Origin of the sequence: Streptomyces sp. TLI_171 (assembly GCF_003610255.1) — a bacterium.
GTDB lineage: Bacteria > Actinomycetota > Actinomycetes > Streptomycetales > Streptomycetaceae > Kitasatospora.
The window spans coordinates 5235001-5252513 of the sequence record NZ_RAPS01000001.1 but is presented as its reverse complement, the minus strand read 5'-3'; the positions used below and the strand labels follow the sequence as shown (position 1 = coordinate 5252513).

14 protein-coding genes and 2 rRNA genes (1 of these 16 running past the window's edge) are annotated in these 17513 nt (G+C 72.4%); 3 read left to right on the top strand and 13 right to left on the bottom strand.

The genetic code is table 11. From position 1 onward, the window contains the following. Window positions 1–52 precede the first annotated feature (52 nt). On the top strand, window positions 53–1129 hold the full coding sequence (locus tag BX266_RS23870) for a glycoside hydrolase family 18 protein (protein WP_259464822.1): 1077 nt from the start codon (window positions 53–55) through the stop codon (window positions 1127–1129). A 21-nt stretch (window positions 1130–1150) separates the two neighbouring features. On the opposite strand, the gene BX266_RS23865 is transcribed toward BX266_RS23870, so the two are convergent. Next, on the bottom strand, window positions 1151–1483 hold the full coding sequence (locus BX266_RS23865) for a DUF2218 domain-containing protein (protein ID WP_099902956.1): 333 nt from the start codon (window positions 1481–1483) through the stop codon (window positions 1151–1153). A 137-nt stretch (window positions 1484–1620) separates the two neighbouring features. Here BX266_RS23865 and BX266_RS23860 point away from each other — a divergent pair, with 137 nt between their 5' ends. Next, complete coding sequence (locus BX266_RS23860; RefSeq protein WP_099902954.1) at window positions 1621–2091, top strand: MarR family winged helix-turn-helix transcriptional regulator; 471 nt, start codon at window positions 1621–1623, stop codon at window positions 2089–2091. Here BX266_RS23860 and BX266_RS23855 read toward each other — a convergent pair. Then, window positions 2012–2938 (bottom strand): EamA family transporter, encoded by a 927-nt coding sequence (locus BX266_RS23855; protein WP_099902953.1) that lies wholly within the window; start codon window positions 2936–2938, stop codon window positions 2012–2014. The genes BX266_RS23860 and BX266_RS23855 overlap by 80 nt on opposite strands. 94 nt (window positions 2939–3032) lie before the next feature. On the opposite strand from BX266_RS23855, the gene BX266_RS23850 reads away from it, so the two are divergent. After that, window positions 3033–3968: a LysR family transcriptional regulator gene (locus BX266_RS23850; RefSeq protein WP_099902951.1), complete on the top strand. Its 936-nt coding sequence runs from the start codon at window positions 3033–3035 to the stop codon at window positions 3966–3968. On the opposite strand, the gene BX266_RS23845 is transcribed toward BX266_RS23850, so the two are convergent. From BX266_RS23845 to BX266_RS23795, 11 genes are all read right to left on the bottom strand, one after another. Continuing rightward, complete coding sequence (locus BX266_RS23845) at window positions 3940–4677, bottom strand: ZIP family metal transporter (RefSeq protein ID WP_099908224.1); 738 nt, start codon at window positions 4675–4677, stop codon at window positions 3940–3942. The genes BX266_RS23850 and BX266_RS23845 overlap by 29 nt on opposite strands. A 207-nt stretch (window positions 4678–4884) precedes the next feature. Then, window positions 4885–5358, bottom strand: a complete 474-nt coding sequence (locus BX266_RS23840; protein ID WP_259464821.1) for a DUF6278 family protein — start codon at window positions 5356–5358, stop codon at window positions 4885–4887. A 79-nt stretch (window positions 5359–5437) separates the two neighbouring features. After that, window positions 5438–7072 (bottom strand): restriction endonuclease, encoded by a 1635-nt coding sequence (locus BX266_RS23835; RefSeq protein WP_099902949.1) that lies wholly within the window; start codon window positions 7070–7072, stop codon window positions 5438–5440. 179 nt (window positions 7073–7251) lie between these two features. Then, complete coding sequence (locus BX266_RS23830) at window positions 7252–8757, bottom strand: hypothetical protein (RefSeq protein ID WP_099902947.1); 1506 nt, start codon at window positions 8755–8757, stop codon at window positions 7252–7254. A gap of 222 nt (window positions 8758–8979) precedes the next feature. Continuing rightward, window positions 8980–9627: a YigZ family protein gene (locus tag BX266_RS23825; protein ID WP_099902945.1), complete on the bottom strand. Its 648-nt coding sequence runs from the start codon at window positions 9625–9627 to the stop codon at window positions 8980–8982. Window positions 9628–9743: 116 nt separating this feature from the next. Continuing rightward, window positions 9744–11027: a DUF6986 family protein gene (locus BX266_RS23820; protein ID WP_259464820.1), complete on the bottom strand. Its 1284-nt coding sequence runs from the start codon at window positions 11025–11027 to the stop codon at window positions 9744–9746. 149 nt (window positions 11028–11176) lie between these two features. Next, entirely contained in the window at window positions 11177–12766 is a 1590-nt protein-coding gene (locus BX266_RS40095) for a DUF2637 domain-containing protein (RefSeq protein ID WP_099902943.1), read from the bottom strand. Between the two features lie 310 nt (window positions 12767–13076). After that, window positions 13077–13742: a response regulator transcription factor gene (locus BX266_RS23810; RefSeq protein ID WP_099902941.1), complete on the bottom strand. Its 666-nt coding sequence runs from the start codon at window positions 13740–13742 to the stop codon at window positions 13077–13079. After that, window positions 13694–15103: a histidine kinase gene (locus BX266_RS40915; protein WP_310794801.1), complete on the bottom strand. Its 1410-nt coding sequence runs from the start codon at window positions 15101–15103 to the stop codon at window positions 13694–13696. The genes BX266_RS23810 and BX266_RS40915 overlap by 49 nt, the downstream gene beginning before the upstream one ends. A 176-nt stretch (window positions 15104–15279) precedes the next feature. Continuing rightward, window positions 15280–15396 (bottom strand): 5S ribosomal RNA (gene rrf / locus BX266_RS23800). A gap of 68 nt (window positions 15397–15464) precedes the next feature. After that, a 23S ribosomal RNA gene (locus tag BX266_RS23795) occupies window positions 15465–17513 on the bottom strand; it runs 1058 nt beyond the window's last position.

Here is a 17513-nt window from a genome sequence, read left to right as displayed (position 1 = left end):
CCCATCAGCACGCGATCGCCGGGAGGCGAATGTGCGTTCCCCAGTCATGCCCATGACCCGTTTTTCGGTGGCCGCCTCACTGCTCGCCCTGGCGGTGACCGCCCTGCCGGTGCAGAGTGCCGCGGCCGCCACCCCGATGCAGGTGTACGGGGCCTGGCACTGCAGCAACGACGCCTGCACCTGGGCGAAGGTGCGCGACCTCGCCGAGTTCGACGCCGCCAACCACTGGCTGATCGACCGGGGCGACGGCCGGCCCTCGGTGAACGTGGTGGTGCTCAGCTTCGTCAACCCGCTGCGCCTGCTGAACGGCACCACCGACGCCGGGAACGCGGACGGGGTGCCGGTGGGCATGAACCAGCAGGTGGTGAACTACTTCACCGCGCACGGCATCCGGGTGATGCTCTCCATCGGCGGCATCACCTACACCGGCGACTGGGACACCGCGCTGGCCCAGAACGGCGCCGGGCTGGGGCAGAAGGCCGCGGCACTGGCGAGCAAGCTGGGCGTGGGCATCGAGATCGACTACGAGAACAGCAACAGCCCGAACCTGACGGGCCTGCAGGCGTTCGTGGACGCCTACCGCAGCGCCCACCCGTACGACGCCACCGGCGCCGACCCGACCGCCCGCCTGACCATCGACGTCGCCGCCGGCGACCGCTGGCTGATCGGCATCGACCAGTACGCCACCGCACACTGGCTGACCACCACCAACCCGGTGCTGGACTACGCCAACGCGATGGTGCCGAGCAAGCAGCCCACGGCCGCCACCGCGACCTCCAACTGGCAGGAGCACCTGGACGGCAAGGCCCAGTACAACCCGGCGATCCCGCCGCTGGCGCCGGCCAAGTTCACCGGCGGGCTGTACATCGCGGAGGGCTCGCAGGTCCGCCCGGAGTGCACCAACTTCGCCAACTCGGTGCAGAAGGCCACCGGGAGCTGGCTGCAGAGCGCCGCGCCGAACGGCGCGGGCACCAGCGCGGGCCTGCTGGGCTTCATGTTCTGGGCGGCGGAGAAGCCGTCCACCCGGGGCGTGACCACCGCCCCGCCGAACAGCTGCGAGGGCGGGGTCGGCGCGGGGGCCACGGCGTTCGCGGTGCCGGTGCCGATGCCGCCGCTGCGGCAGAGCTGAGCCCGGGGGACGCGGGGCCGGTCAGCCCTCCTCGCCGGTGAGGCGCTGGACGGTGCCGGCCTCGCCGTTCTCGCGCTGCCAGGCGACGACCAGTTCGTCCCGGGTGCCGAAGCGGACCAGGTGGCGGCCCACCACGTCCTCCAGCTGGGCCAGGTTCTCCGCCTCGCCGTCGACGGCGAGCAGCAGCGCGCCCTCCTCGGCGACGAGCTCGGCCCGGCCGGCGCCGAAGGCGAGCGTGCCGCGGCCGGTCTCCTCGGACCACTCGGCGGTGATCTTGCGGCCCATGTGGGCGGCGAGCTGCTTGGCGTAGCGGGCGGGGCGGTCGGTGGTGACACGGGCGGTGGAGCGGGCCATGACGGAACTCCTCGAAGGCACGGCGAGCGACTTAGGATGGCCTAAGCTACTCGATTACTGAGCCAAGCTCAACATGTTATCGAGGCGAGATCGGTGACCCTCCGTACCCGTCGCGACCCGCCCGCTACCCTGTGCCCATGACCTCCCCCGGCCCCGCCGACACCGCCGCGGAACTCGCCGACGCACTCACCCGGGCGATGAAGCGGATCCGCCGGCAGACCATGCAGCGGCTGGAGCCGTACGGCCTCACCCCCGCCCAGGGCCGGGCCCTGCGCACCCTCGCCCACGCCCCCGGCTGCGAGAGCGCCCAGACCATGCGGCTGAGCGAACTCGCCGAGCGGCTGCACATCGCGCCGCGCTCCGCCACCACGGTGGTGGACGCCCTGGAGGAGGCCGGTCTGGTCGCCCGCACCCCCGACCCGGCGGACCGCCGGGCGGTGCGACTGGTCCTCACCGAGACCGGGCACGGCGCGCTGGAGCGGATCTCCCGGGTCCGGCACGAGGTCGCCCAGGAGTACTTCGGCCCGGTCAGCCCTGCCGAACAGGACGCCCTGCTGCGCGCGCTGCGCCACGCCGAGGAAGCGTACGAAGCCGGCCCCACGCCGTAGCGGGCACCGCGCCCAGCCCGATCCCGGCGATCACCAGCACCGTCGCCGCGCCCGCCAGCGCGCTGAACCGCTCGCCGAGCAGCAGTGCCGCCGAGGACATCCCGAACACCGGCACCAGCAGCGAGTACGGGGCCACCACCGAGGCGTCGTAGCGGCGCAGCAGGTAGCTCCAGGCGACGAACGCGAACAGTGTGGACACCAGCCCGACGTACAGCACCACGCCGACGCCCGCCCAGCTGATGCCGCGCAGCGCCGCCCAGTCCGCGTCCGGGCCCTCGACCAGCAGCGACAGCCCGAGCAGCGGCAGCGGCGGCACCGCGGAGACCCACACCATCCAGCGCAGCGCGTCCGGCGGCGCGGCCTTGCGGGTCAGCACGTTGGCCAGGCCCCAGGCCGCGGCGGCGCAGAGCAGCAGCGCGAACGCCCCGACCGGGCCGTGCACGCCGTGGTCGAGCGCGGCCAGCGCGATCCCGGCGAACGCCACCGCGAGCCCGGCGGTGCGCAGCCGCCCGGGGCGCTCGCGCAGTAGCCCGGCGGCGAACAGCGCGGTGAACCCGGCCTGGCCCTGCAGCACCAGTGAGGACAGGCCCGCGGGCATGCCGGCGTGCATGCCGAGGAACAGCAGTCCGAACTTCACCACCCCGAGCGTCAGCCCGACCCCCAGCACCCAGCGCCGGGCCACCCGCGGCGGCCCGACCAGGAACACGGCGGGCAGCGCGACCACGGTGAACCGCAGCGCGCAGAACAGCAGCGGCGGGAAGTCGTCCAGGCCGACCTCGATCAGGACGAAGTTCAGGCCCCAGACGGCGGCGATCAGCACGGCCAGGGCGATGTGACGGGGTGTCATGGACGTCGAGGAAGGCGGCATGCCCCGAGCATCTCCCGCACCGAATGTTCAGCACCAGCGACATTTCCTCAACCTCACCGTTTAGCATCGCTGCATGATGGATCTGGGACGCCTGCGCGCCCTGCACGCGGTCGCCGTGCACGGCTCGGTCGGCGGGGCCGCCGCGGCCCTCGGCTTCACCCCGTCCGCGATCTCCCAGCAGATCGCCAAACTCGAACGCGAGACCCGCACCGTCCTGCTGGAACGCCAGGGCCGCGGCATCCAGCTCACCGACGCCGCCGTCCGGCTCGCCGACACCGCGCACCAGGTGCTCGCCCTGGTCGAGCAGGCCGAGGTGACGCTGGAGGAGCAGCGCGGCCGCGCCGCCGGGCGCCTGCTGCTGGCCGCCTTCCCCACCGCCGCGCGCGGGCTGCTGCCCGCCGTCCTCGCCGAACTGCGGAACAGCTGCCCCGAGTTGGACGTCCGCCTGGTGGAGAGCGACCCCTATCCGGCGGCCGAGCTGGTGGCCCGCGGCGAGGTCGACCTGGCGGTGGTGCAGGACTGGGCCACCGTCCCGCTGCCGGTCCAGGACGGCGTGGACCGCCTCGACCTCGGCACCGACCCCGTCGACCTGCTGCTGCCCGCCGCGCACCCGCTGGCCGCGCTCGACGCCGTGCCGGTCACCGCGCTGCGCGGGCAGCGCTGGATCAGCGTCCCGCCCGGCAACATCTGCCACGACTGGCTGCTGCGCACCATGCGCGAGACCGGCGAGGAGCCGGACGTCGCCCACCAGGTCGGCGAGTTCCAGACCCAGTTGGCCCTGATCGACGCCGGCCTCGGCCTCGGCCTGATCCCCCGGCTGGGCCGCGGCCCCCTCCCGCCCGGCGTCCTGGCCCGCCCCGTCGTCCCCGAGCCGGTCCGCCGCATTCACGCCCTGTGGCGCACCCAGACCTCCCGCCGTCCGGCCGTCACCGCCACCCTCGCCGCGCTGCGCCGCCACTGGTCCACCCTGGACCTGGGCGCTACGTCAGCCCGACCACCAGCCACATGAACGCCACCCCGAGCAGCGTGCACGCCAGCGTCACCTTCGACGGGTGCGGGCTGTGCGCCTCCGGCAGGATGTCCGAGGTCGCCAGGTACATCAGGAACCCGCCGAAGAACCCGAGGTAGAGCCCGAGCACCTGCTCCGGGATGGTGAACAGCAGCGTGATCGCCGCCCCGGTGACGGGCGCGACCGCGTCGGCGAACAGCAGCGCCAGGGCCCGCCGCCGGTTGTTCCCGTAGAGCCGGGTGAGGGTGTACGTGTTGAAGCCGTCGGCGAAGTCGTGCGCGACGACGGCGATCGCGACCACGGTGCCGACCGTGGTGCCGGCCTGGAACGCGGCGCCGATCGCGAAGCCGTCCATCATGCTGTGCAGGACCAGCGCGGAGGCCGCGGCCAGCCCGACGCCCTGTTCGCGGTGCCGTTCCCCGCGCGCGTGGCTGTGGCTGTGGCTGTGGCCGTGACTGTGGGCGGCGTACTCGCCCTCGTGGCCGCGGTGGATGGCGACCGCCCGTTCGACCACGTGGATGGCGAGGAACCCGGCGGCGAACATCAGCAGCGCCTCGGGGACGCCGTGGAGCTCCTGCGGGGCCTGCGCCATGGCTTCCGGCAGCAGGTCGAAGGCGACCACGCCGAGCATCAGTCCGGCGGCGAAGCCGAGCACCAGGTGGCGGCGGTCCCCGGTGCGCTGGGCGACGAATCCGCCGACCAGGGTCATCAGGAACGCGCCGGCGGCGACCAGCACGGCGGTCAGTTTCGGCCTCCCCCGAACTCGGTGCAGGGGCCGGACGGCTGCGCTGACCGCTGCCCACGGGCAGCCAGTCCGTCCGGCCCGGGCCGGACGGCGCCGGACCCTGCTCACCAGCCTGCGGGCGGCGCGGCCGGACCGCGCCCCCGGCGGACCGTCGGAGTGAGTGACCGGCCGTCAGCCGTCCGACGCCGCCAGGTAGACCGCGGCGAGCTGTGGCGCGCCCTGCTCGGCCCAGCCGTGGCCGAGCGCCGTGACGTCGAGCTCGAAGCCGGTGGCGAGCACCATCAGCGGGCGGCCGTCGGCGGCCAGCTGCCAGTGCGCGCCCGCGACCTGACGGCGGATCACCGTGCCGAGGTACAGGCCGGCGTCGGTGCCGAGCCACTGGGACACCTGCGGGTCGTCGCGCCAGCCGGGCAGCAGCTGGTCCAGGGCGGTCAGCGAGTCGACGGTGTCGTCGAGGCGGACGCCGGAGGAGTCGGCGAGTTCGCGCAGCAGCCCGCACTCGGCGTACATCTCGGCCATCGCCTGCTCGCGCTCCTGCGCGGCGCTCGGGCCGCCGCCCGGGCCGGCTGCCGCCCCGCCGGTCCGCCGGGTCGCCTGTGCGTTCGCGCGCCGGCCGCGCCGGTGGCCGGGGAATGGGTTCTCCACTCCCCCAGCCTGTCACCCCGAACGGCCGAACGCCGGGCGAACCCGCCGGTACCTTCCGACGGCAAGGGTCCGGCGGGCCTCACAGGGCCAGCGGCAGCGCCAGGTGGGTGCGGGCCAGTTCGCGGATGCCGGCGCCGTCCATCAGGTGGATGCGCTGGTAGCGGTCGTCGGCGGCCAGGTCGACGGCCTCGTCGGCGAACTGGCCGCAGGTCATCCGCAGGCCGCGGTCGGCCTGCTCCTCGCGGACGGCCTCGGCGAGGGTGGCGATCTCCTCCGCGGTGACGGGCGCGGGACCGCGGGAGGCCCACACCACCCAGCGGCCGGGCAGTCCGCTGCCGGGTTCGCCCTCGGCGGTGGCGACCAGGCCGGCGGGGCCGCGCAGCCGCACGCTCCAGTCCTGCAGGCCGCCGGCGGTGAGCACGGCCCGCACCAGGTGGGCGAACTCGCCGGGCGAGAGTTCGCCGAGCGCGGGGACGGTCGCCGGGGCGGTGCCCCACGGCACGACGGCCTCCCCGGCGTACGGGTCGGGGGTGACCACGGCGGCGAGGGCGCGCAGCCGCAACAGCGACTCGTCGTGCTCGGCGTCCGCGTACACGCCGTCGTCGGCGAGGTGCCCGGCGTCGGGGACCAGCCGGGTGCGGGCCAGCGCGTCGCGGTCGGCGTCCACGCTGAGCAGGCACCGCGGGGGCTGCCCCGGGGTGCGCAGCCAGCCGTTCAGGACGACGCCCGCGAGCACCTCCTCGGTGTCGACGGCGTCGGCGGCCTGCAGGGCGCGCAGGGCCAGCCGGGCGACCAGCCGCAGGTAGTCGGAGCGGACGTCGGCGGCGGGCCGGGGCACGGGTTCGACGGCGCCGTCCTCGGCGAGCCGGTAGCCGGCCAGCGCGGGGACGGTGTCCAGCGGCGGCAGGTCGAGGTCGAGCACGGCGGTGCGGGTGAGCGGCCGGAACACGGCCCGGCAGGGGGCGGGCAGGTCCCGGGTGACGCCCTCGGCGGCGGCCAGGGCGCGTTCCAGCAGCGACTCGACGGCGGCGGGTTCGGCCAGCCGGTAGGCGCGGCGGCACTCCTTCAGGCTGTCGTTGTACTCCTGGACGGCCCGGGCCCTGGCCTGCTCCGCCTGCTCGTGGGCCTGCCGGGCGGCGATCACCCCGCTGTCGGCGAGTTCGGCCTGCCGGGTGCGCCACTCGCGCAGGGCACGCTGGTGGCGCAGCCGCGCCTGGGCGAGTTCGCGCTGGTAGCCGGAGTCGAGCAGGCGGCGCGACGGGGGCTGGTCGGGGTCGGCGCCGGCGGGCTCGGGCGGTGCGAAGTCGGCCCAGGCGGGCTCGGGTTCGGTGTCCGGTCCGGCGTCGGGGTACGGCTTGGGCCGGTAGCTGCGCAGCTGGCTCTCGAAGTCCATCGCGGAGACCGGCTGGGCGGCCCGGCGCAGCAGGTCGGCCAGGCGTTCGTGGTCGGCCTGCACGGCGAGGGTGCGGTGGTGGGTGAGTGCGGCGGCCCGGCCGTGCGCGGCCACCGGGTCGTCCTCGGCGGCGCTCCGCGGCCCGCCGCCGAGCGGCCCGTCGGCCGGTCCGGGCTGTAGCGGCACCACTGTCGGCGGGGCGGCCGGGGCGGCGGGCTCGGCCTCCTCGGCGCCGCCGAGGTCGTGGAAGAGCGAGGCGAGGAACCCGGACTGGAGCACCGTGGTGCTGCCGTCGCCGCGGTCGTCGGCTGGATGCTGCATCGGCGGTCGTTCCCCCTGCTCGTCCGGCGCACGTCGGCGGGGCGCCGCGGCGGGGCCCGAGCAGCATTGTCCCCCGTCCGGCCCTCCGGGTCAGCCAACCTCCGGGGTTTGGCCGACCCTTGACGCCGGATCAGGTGAGGGGAGGGGCCGCCGTTCGCGTCGGCCCCTCCCGGGCGCGGTCAGTTGGTGCGGGTGTTGGTGAGGTGCAGGCCGATGTAGCCGACGTAGATCCGGCCGCTGCCGGAGCAGTCGTCCAGGTAGTGCACCCTGGGCGCGGTGCCGCCGCCGCCGATCCGCAGGTGGGCGCCCATGAACGCGCGGCAGGAGGAGTCGACGTCGGCGGGGACCGGCAGCATCCGCTGGCGCTTCCACTTGCCGTGACTGGCGACGGTGCGGGACTCGCCGCGCACCGCCTTGCGCGGCGGGAAGCGGTGGCAGCCGGGCGGGGTGTGCTCGCACCACTGCTTGAAATCGCCGCCGGCCTCGCCGCGGACCGCCGCCGCCGCGTACTCCTGCAGCGCGGTCAGCCCGTCCCAGGTGAGCCGGGCCCAGCCGACGCCGTCGCTCTGGCCGTCCAGGGCGAGCGTCTCCTTGGCGTCGCCGGTGAACTCCAGCAACGGGAACTCGCCGAACCGGTCGACCAGTTCCCCGAAGCTGGCGGGGCCGGTGCCGCACCGGGCGCGGCGCGGCTCACGGGGCGGTTCGAGCCGCAGCCGGCAGCGCTCCAGCCGGACCGGCGGCCGCTCGACGGTGGCCCTGGGCGCCGCGGGCGCCTTGCGCGCCTCGGGCGGCAGCCACAGTTCGGGCACTGCGTCCAGCGGTGCGGGCGCGGGCAGTTCGGCGGCGACCCGGCGCGGTTCGCGGGCCAGCAGGGCGGCGGCGCGGCGCAGGTTCTCGTCGCTCCGCTGGCGCGGCAGGACGGGGTGGCGGGCGGCGTCGGCGCGGGAGGCCGGATCGACCTCGGGCAGGAAGGTGCGCACCGCACCGCCGTACACCTTGTGGTACTCCAGGGCCAGGTTGAACCGCGGCAGCGCGGTGTGCCCGAGCACGTACAGCGAGGCCAGGCCGGGCAGTTGGCGCAGCAGCGGGCCGAGCATCTGCTGCTGCCACTGCTCGATCGGCACGGCGGGCGGCACGCTGGCCACCACGGTGGGCAACTGCCGCTCCGGGTCGCACAGCTCGTCGATCAGGTCGTCCAGGTCGGCGGGGCCGAGCACTCGCGGGGCGACCCCGAGCGGCACCGGGCCCTCGGCGGCGTCCAGCAACGGCAGCAGCTGGCGGACGAGTTCGGGGACGGGCACCCGGCCGTGGCCGGCGACCGCCGGGCCGGAGGGCAGGTGGTCGGCCTCGATCCGCAGCCGGGTCGGGCCGTCGGCGGCCTCCGAGGCGAGGGTGAGGGTCAGTTGGTCGGTGCCGTGCGGGGCCGGCGTGCGCAGTCTGCGGCGGCTGTAGCGGGCTCCGGGGCCTCGGCCGGGCAGTGGGCCGCCGTCGCGGTCCAGCAGCACCCGGTCACCGAGCCGTAGTCGCTCGGGCGGCGCTCCCTGGGCGCGGGGCGCGGGCTCCTCGCGGCCCTCCGCCTTCAGCCAGGCGGCGAGCAGGTGATCGACGAGGGCGGCGGTGTCGTGGTGCGGGCGGGGTGTCGCGGCCGTCAGCCGGTACGGCGGCTGGGCTTGGTCGGTGGGCATACGCGGAACCTCCCGTGGTGCGGTGCTGGGATCTGCGAGTTCCCCTCCTCCCGGAGTCGTGCCGAATCGTTGTTCCTTACCCAATGAGACGAAGCGACCCGGAGCGGAAGTTCCGACTCCGGGGGTTGTTCCTTCGTTCGAGTGTCATCGGGCGGCTACGGAAACGTCGCCCGAACCGCCTCTGCTACCGGATTGACACCCCGTCAGGCGCGCACGGAGGCCTCAGACGTCGACCTCGACGAAGGTCCGGCCGGCCGGGCTGGCGTCCGCGGAGCCGCCGGTGGCCTCGGCCAGCCAGGTGTGGAACTCCGCCACCTCCGGCTCGGGGACGCCCACTTCGATCCGCACCCCGTCCGCCAGGTACTCCAGTCCGGCGACGGCGTACCCGGCCGCCCGCAGGTCGTTCTCCAGCCGGCCCGCCCGGGTGTGGTCGGCGGTCACCGACAGCAGGGCGACCGGCCGCCGCTCCAGCAGGCCGATCTCGTCCAGCGCCTCCGACACCGCCGCGCCGTACGCCCGCACCAGCCCGCCCGCGCCGAGCTTGATCCCGCCGAAGTAGCGGGTCACCACGGCGACCGTGTCCGTCACCCCGCGCCGCCGCAGCACTTCCAGCATCGGCACCCCGGCCGTCCCGGCCGGCTCGCCGTCGTCGCTGGACCGCTCGCGGGGCTGCTCCTCCCCCACCACGAACGCCGTGCAGTTGTGCCGGGCGTCCCAGTACTGCTTGCGGATCGCCGCGATGAACGCCTGCGCCTGCTCCTCGTCGGCGACCCGCTCCAGGTGGCAGATGAACCGGGACTTCTTGATCTCCAACTCGTGGCTGCCGGCGCCCCGGACGGTCAGGTACGGCTTCGGGCTCGGCTCCGCCATGGCGCTGGTGCTCTCCGGGGTCGCTCGCGGGGTGGTGCTGCTCGGGCACCGCCCAGCTTAGGCCGTCGCGCCCTCCCGGTCCGGCGGCCGGGACGGCGGCAGGTCCGGCGGCCGGCTCAGCGGCCGGCCAGCGCGTCGAGGCGGGCGCGGTCGAGGCCGGTGAGGGCGGCGACCTCGGCCGGGTCGACGGCACCGCAGTCCAGGCCGCGCAGCACGTAGCCGCTGAGCGCCCGGGCGGTGGCGGGCTCGTCCATCACGTCGCCGCCGGCCTTGGCGACGTACGCGGCGAGCCGGGCGCAGGCGGCGGTCAGGCCCTCGCGGTAGAAGGCGTAGACGGCGGCGTACCGGGTGGGCAGCTGGGCGGGGTGCATGTCCCAGCCCTGGTAGTAGGCGCGGGCCAGTGAGCGGCGGACCAGGCCGTGGTGCAACTTCCAGGCGGCGTGCACCTGTTCGGCGGTTCCGGTGGGGATGACGTTGGTGGAGCCGTCGGACAGCCGGACGCCGGTGCCGGCCGCGGCGACCTGCATGACGGCCTTGGCGTGGTCGGCGGCCGGGTGGTCCATGCTCTGGTGGGCGGCGCTGACCCCGCACGCGGCGCTGTAGTCGAAGGTGCCGTAGTGCAGGCCGGTGGCCCGGCCCTCGGCGGCCTCGATCATCAGCGCGACGGTGGCCCGGCCGTCCGGGCCGAGGATCGCCTGGGTGGTCTCGATCTGGATCTCGAACCCGATCCGCCCGGCGGGCAGCCCGGCCCGCCGCTCGAAGTCCTCCAACAGCCGCACCAGCGCGGTGACCTGCGCGGCGTAGGTGACCTTCGGCAGCGTCAGCACCAGTCCTTCGGGCAGGCCGCCGGCGGCCAGCAGGGTGCCGAGGAACAGCTCCAGGGTGCGGATGCCGCGGGCCCGGAGGGGCGCCTCCAGGCACTTGATCCGGATCCCGATGTACGGCGGGGCGGTGCCGTCCGCCACCGCGGCGGCCACCAGCTCCGCCACCCGGACCGCCTGGGCGTCCTCCTCGGCGTCGGGCCGCGGGCCGTAGCCGTCCTCGAAGTCGATCCGCAGGTCCTCGATCGGCTCGCGCTCCAGCTTGGCCCGGACCCGGGCGTGCACGTCGGCCAGCAGCTCGTCGTCGGCGACCCCGAGCGCCTCGGCCAGCCGCGCGGGCGTCCCGGCGTGCCGGTCGAACACCGCCAGCGCCCGGCCGCCCCACTCGCGCACGGTGCCCGCCTCGAAGGCGTCGGCCGGCACGTACACGGTGTGCACCGGCTGCCGCGACCCGGGCTCGCCCGGGTAACGGCGCGTCAACTCGGCGTCCACCGGCGCCAACAGGGCCTCGACAGCGGCCAGGGCCGAATCCGAGAACGAGACGGGCCGGGCGGGATCGACCTGAGCAGGCTGCGACATCCGGGGGCTCCTCCACTCACCGCACGAGTTCAACAAATTGTTGAGGCGAAGGTAACGGCGGGCCCGCCGGAGCGTCAATGGCCGCCCACCAGAGGAACCGGCGGGCGGCCATCGCACACTTTGTGGTTATCTCCGAACGACCGGGCGGATCACTCCCGGCCGGAGTTCACGTACCGCTCCTCCAGGACCGGCCAGATCTTCTCCACGTCCTTCGGCGTCACCCCGCCGTCCGGCCGCGATCCGGGAACCCCGCGCTGGCTCAGGTACTCCGCGAACCGCCGCTCGTCGGGCTGCCGCTGGTGCTCCTCGATGTACGCCACCAACGCGTCGAAGCACTCCTCGGCGTCCAGCGGCTCCGCCCCGACGAACGCCCGCCGGGCCGGCGCGTCCTCCTCGTCGAACGGCAGCTGCTCCGGCTCGGCCTCCATCATCGCGTCCAGCCGCATCGGCCGGCCCGAGCGCAGGATCGGCTCCGCCTCCACCATCACCTGCTGCGCCTGGCCCCGGCCCTGCGCCGCAGCCGCCAGCCGCTCCTGCACCCGCTCCACCCGCGGGTGCTCCTCCGGGAAGCCGCCCTGCTCCGGGTAGCCCTCGGCCGGCCCGGACTGGTACCCCGACGGCGGGCGCTCCTGCTCCTCCACCTCGTGCGGACGCGGCGCCTTGAACCACGGCGAGGCCTGACCCGGCACCCGCGCCGTGTGCACCTGGTCCGGCTGCGCCACGTGCGAGCGCACCGGCCGCGCCGTCCACACGTTCAACTCCGCGGACGGGTGCATCACCGGCGCCGCCTGCGCCGCCTCCGGATCCTGCTGGTCCCGCAGCCGCACTGCGGCCAGCTTCGCCAGCGTCGGAACCGCCACGGCCGCCGACACCGCCGGCACCGCCGCCTGCGGCTCGGGCGCCGCGACGGCCGCCACCGGGCCCGCCGGCGCGGGAGCCTGACCCTGCGTCACCTGACCGGGCCGACCGGCCTGAGCCGCCTGGCCGACCTGATGGGCCTGGTGGGCCTGCGGGACCGCCGGCACGCCCTGCTCCGGCGCGACCCCGCCGTCCAGCAGCAGCGGACCGTCGATCCGGTCCAGCACCGTCGGGTCCAGCGGCACGCCGTACTTCGCCAGCTTCAGCGGCAGCAGCGCCTGGAACGGCGCCGACCGCCGCCAGCCGCGCCCGTACCGGAACCGCAGCTGCGCCCGGTACACCAGCCGGTTCTGCTCCAGCCGCACCGTCTCGTCGTACGAGCGCAGCTCCCACAGCTTCATCCGCCGCCACAGCCGGAACGTCGGCACCGGCGACAGCACCCAGCGCATCAGCCGCACCGACTCCATGTGCCGGTCGGCGGTGATCGCCGCGATCCGGCCCACCGCGTGCCGCGAGGCCTCCACCACCACCACGAACAGCACCGGGATCACCGCGTGCATCGCCATGCCCAGCGCGTCGCCCCAGGACGCCGCCGCGTTGAACGCGATGGTCGCCGCGGTCAGCAGCCAGGCGGTCTGCCGCAGCAGCGGGAACGGAATCCGCAGCCAGGTCAGCACCAGGTCCAGCGACAGCAGCACCACGATGCCCGCGTCGACGCCTATCGGGAACGCGTAGGCGAAGGCGCCGAAGCCCTTCTCCATCGCCAGGTCCCGCACCGAGTTGTACGACCCGGCGAAACCGATGCCCGAGATGATGCACGCGCCGACTGCCACCACGCCCAGCAGAGCCCGGTGCGCGCGGGTAAGGGAAGGACGTGCCATTCGTTGATCAACCCCTGGGACTCGGCAGCTGCCGTATACGACCTGTAGCCGCCGAGTACACGTCCCCACCCCGGGGCGCACGCTTCACGTCAGGACGCGAGACCTGTGCGCCGTTGACAGACTCGGCCCACCGGATACTACTCGCACGCGCGTTCTCCACCGCCGCCAGCCCTGATCGGCACCACACCTCCACTGGTCCACACCACCGCACGCACCTGTTCCGGCCCGCTCCGCCGCTGGTCCGAGCCGGTGCTGCCCGGTTTTCCGCACCCTTCGGCAAGACCGTGTCCCGCCGGTACCGAACAAGGCGTCAGCTCCCCGAACCGTCCGCCACCCCGTTCAGGTGCGCCAGCACTGCCAGCACCCGCCGGTTGCCGTCCTCCGTCGGCGCGAGCCCCAACTTCCCGAAGATGTTGGCGATGTGCTTGGCCACCGCCCCGTCACTGATCGTCAGCCGCGCCCCGATCGCCGAGTTCGAACAGCCCTCCGCCATCAGCCCCAGCACCTCCCGCTCCCGCGGCGACAGTCGCTGCAGCGGCTCCGACCCCGCAGTGTGCTGCAACAGCCGGGCGATCACGTCCGGATCCATCGCCGTCCCGCCCGCCGCCACCCGGCGCACCGCGTCCACGAACTGGTCCGCGTTGAACACCCGGTCCTTCAGCAGGTAGCCCACCCCGCCCGTGCCGTCCGCCAGCAACTCCCGCGCGTACAGCTGCTGCACGTGCTGCGACAGCACCAGCACCGGCAGGCCCGGAATCTCCCGCCGCGCCGCCAACGCCGCCTGCAGCCCCTCGTCCGTCAGCGTCGGCGGCAGCCGGACGTCCACCACCGCGACGTCCGGTCGCTCCGACAGCAGCGCCGCCAGCAGGTCCGGCCCCGTCTCCACCGCGGCCGCGATGGTGAACCCGTGGGCCTCCAACAGCCTCGTCAGGCCTTGGCGAAGGAGGTAGAGATCCTCGGCGAGGACAACGCGCACGGCAGCTCCATCGTGATGGTGGTCGGCCCGCCCACAGGACTTTCGAGCGAGATCACTCCGTCGAACGTACCCAACCGCCGCTCGATCCCGCGCAACCCGCCACCGCCCTCCAACCGCGCACCGCCGTGCCCGTCGTCCGTCACCACCACCCGCAGCCGGCCCGCCCGGTACAGCACGTCCACCCACACCTGCCGGGCCCGCGCGTGCTTCGCCGCATTCGCCAGCAGCTCGCTCACGGCGAAGTACACCGCCGTCTCCAACGAAGCCTCCGGACGCCCCGGCAGGCTGACCGTCACCTCCGTCGGCACCACTCCCGTCAGCGCCAACTCCCGCACCGCATCCGGCAGCCCGCGCTCCGCCAGCACCGGCGGATGGATCCCCCGCACCAGATCACGCAGCTCCTGCAGCGCCTTCGCCGACGCCTCCCGGGCCTCCGCCAGCAGTTCGCGCGCCGCCGTCTGGTCACTCGCCATCAGATGCTCGATGGTGCCCAGCGTCAGCCCGATCGCCACCAGCCGTGCCTGCGCCCCGTCGTGCAGATCCCGCTCGATCCGCCGCAGCTCCGCCGCCTGCGCGTCCACCGCATCCGCCCGCGTCTCCGTCAGCCGGGCCACCCGCCTGGTCAGCTGCGCCCGGCTCTGCCGCGGCCCGCCGCCCAGCACCCGCCCCGCGAACTCCCCGTGCACCCGCACCGCCCACGGCATCGCCAGCAGCCCGGCCCCCGCCACCGCCCCGCCGATCACCACCGAGAACAGCACGTTGACCGCCTCGTAGTGAAGCCCGAAGTAGCTCCGCGAATCCACCGCCGCCGACAGCGCGAACACCGACCCGCCCGCCACCAACGCCATCGGCGCCCCGAGCAGCGCCAGCACCCCCACCGGGTTCGCCACCAGCCAGGCCGCTTCCCGCCGCGTCTGCGGATCCCGCACCGCCCAGCCCACGAACTGCACCAGCCGCGCCAGCCCCGGACTCCGGTGGTACGAGAAGCCCGTCCACCAGAACCCGCGCGAATCCTGCTCCAGCGCCACCCGCGGCGAGTACGCCACCACCCACGGCTCTCCGGACCCGCGCTCCACCCGCCGACGCGTCCACCCCGCGCCGCGCCGCGCGAACCAGTACGCCACCGACACCCCCGCGACCAGCACCGTCGGCGCCACCACGTACGGCACCAGCGGGCCGTTGTCGACCAGTTGGAACACCGTCAGGCCGGCGAACAGCGCAGCCATCACCGGCACCGCCACGCCGGCCCCGGCCGCGACCGCCATCACCACGGCCGACCCGAACGCCCGCACCGCCAGCTGGGCCCGCCCACCCACAGCAGACCTGACGGCACCGCCGTCGAACCACGTCGTTGTCGTCAAGGCCCACTCCCGAGGGTCGATCACCGTTCCTGGAACGCCCCCAGTCTCCCCTCCGCCCCCGCCCCGCACATTGGCCGTGCCTCCCGTCTTTGAGGTGGACCTAGCACCACCTTCGACGTTCCGGAAACGCGAGAAAGCCCCCTGACATCCCGTCAGGGGGCTTTCTCTGAATGATTGTTCGGCGGCGTCCTACTCTCCCACAGGGTCCCCCCTGCAGTACCATCGGCGCTATGAGGCTTAGCTTCCGGGTTCGGAATGTAACCGGGCGTTTCCCTCACGCTATGACCACCGAAACACTATGAAACTATCCACCGGAAAAGTGGGTCGTTGTTTCAGAACAACACAGTGGACGCGAGCAACTGAGGACAAGCCCTCGGCCTATTAGTACCGGTCAACTCCACCCCTTACAGGGCTTCCATATCCGGCCTATCAACCCAGTCGTCTACTGGGAGCCTTACCCTCTCAAGGAGGTGGGAGTGCTCATCTCGAAGCAGGCTTCCCGCTTAGATGCTTTCAGCGGTTATCCCTCCCGAACGTAGCCAACCAGCCATGCCCTTGGCAGGACAACTGGCACACCAGAGGTTCGTCCGTCCCGGTCCTCTCGTACTAGGGACAGCCCTTCTCAACACTCCTACGCGCACAGCGGATAGGGACCGAACTGTCTCACGACGTTCTAAACCCAGCTCGCGTACCGCTTTAATGGGCGAACAGCCCAACCCTTGGGACCTACTCCAGCCCCAGGATGCGACGAGCCGACATCGAGGTGCCAAACCATCCCGTCGATATGGACTCTTGGGGAAGATCAGCCTGTTATCCCCGGGGTACCTTTTATCCGTTGAGCGACGGCGCTTCCACAAGCCACCGCCGGATCACTAGTCCCTACTTTCGTACCTGCTCGACCCGTCAGTCTCACAGTCAAGCTCCCTTGTGCACTTACACTCAACACCTGATTGCCAACCAGGCTGAGGGAACCTTTGGGCGCCTCCGTTACCCTTTAGGAGGCAACCGCCCCAGTTAAACTACCCACCAGACACTGTCCCTGATCCGGATCACGGACCCAGGTTAGACATCCAGCACGACCAGAGTGGTATTTCAACGTCGACTCCACCATGACTGGCGTCACGGCTTCAAAGTCTCCCACCTATCCTACACAAGCCGAACCGAACACCAATATCAAGCTATAGTAAAGGTCCCGGGGTCTTTCCGTCCTGCTGCGCGAAACGAGCATCTTTACTCGTAATGCAATTTCACCGGGCCTGTGGTTGAGACAGTCGAGAAGTCGTTACGCCATTCGTGCAGGTCGGAACTTACCCGACAAGGAATTTCGCTACCTTAGGATGGTTATAGTTACCACCGCCGTTTACTGGCGCTTAAGTTCTCAGCTTCGCCACGACGAATCGTGACTAACCGGTCCCCTTAACGTTCCAGCACCGGGCAGGCGTCAGTCCGTATACATCGCCTTACGGCTTCGCACGGACCTGTGTTTTTAGTAAACAGTCGCTTCTCGCTGGTCTCTGCGGCCACCACCAGCTCAGGGAGCAAGTCCCCTCACCAGCAATGGCCCCCCTTCTCCCGAAGTTACGGGGGCATTTTGCCGAGTTCCTTAACCACAGTTCACCCGAACGCCTCGGTATTCTCTACCTGACCACCTGAGTCGGTTTGGGGTACGGGCCGCCATGAAACTCGCTAGAGGCTTTTCTCGACAGCATAGGATCATCCACTTCACCACAATCGGCTCGGCATCAGGTCTCAGCCTTAATGTGAGGCGGATTTGCCTACCCCACGGCCTACACCCTTACCCCGGGACTACCACCGCCCGGGCTGGACTACCTTCCTGCGTCACCCCATCGCTCACCTACTACAGGCTTGGGTCGGCGGCTCCACCACGTCCCTTTGTCCGAAGACTCCGGGCCGGCTTCACGGCCTTAGCATCACCTGGTTCGACGTTGGCGCTTCAAAGCGGGTACGGGAATATCAACCCGTTGTCCATCGACTACGCCTGTCGGCCTCGCCTTAGGTCCCGACTTACCCTGGGCAGATCAGCTTGACCCAGGAACCCTTGGTCAATCGGCGCAAGAGTTTCCCACTCTTGTATCGCTACTCATGCCTGCATTCTCACTCGTGAACCGTCCACAACTCGATTCCTCGGCTGCTTCACCCGGCACACGACGCTCCCCTACCCATCACAGCCTCCGTTGGGAGTATTGCTGCAATGACACGACTTCGGTGATGTGCTTGAGCCCCGCTACATTGTCGGCGCGGAATCACTTGACCAGTGAGCTATTACGCACTCTTTCAAGGGTGGCTGCTTCTAAGCCAACCTCCTGGTTGTCTCTGCGACTCCACATCCTTTCCCACTTAGCACACGCTTAGGGACCTTAGTCGGTGTTCTGGGCTGTTTCCCTCTCGA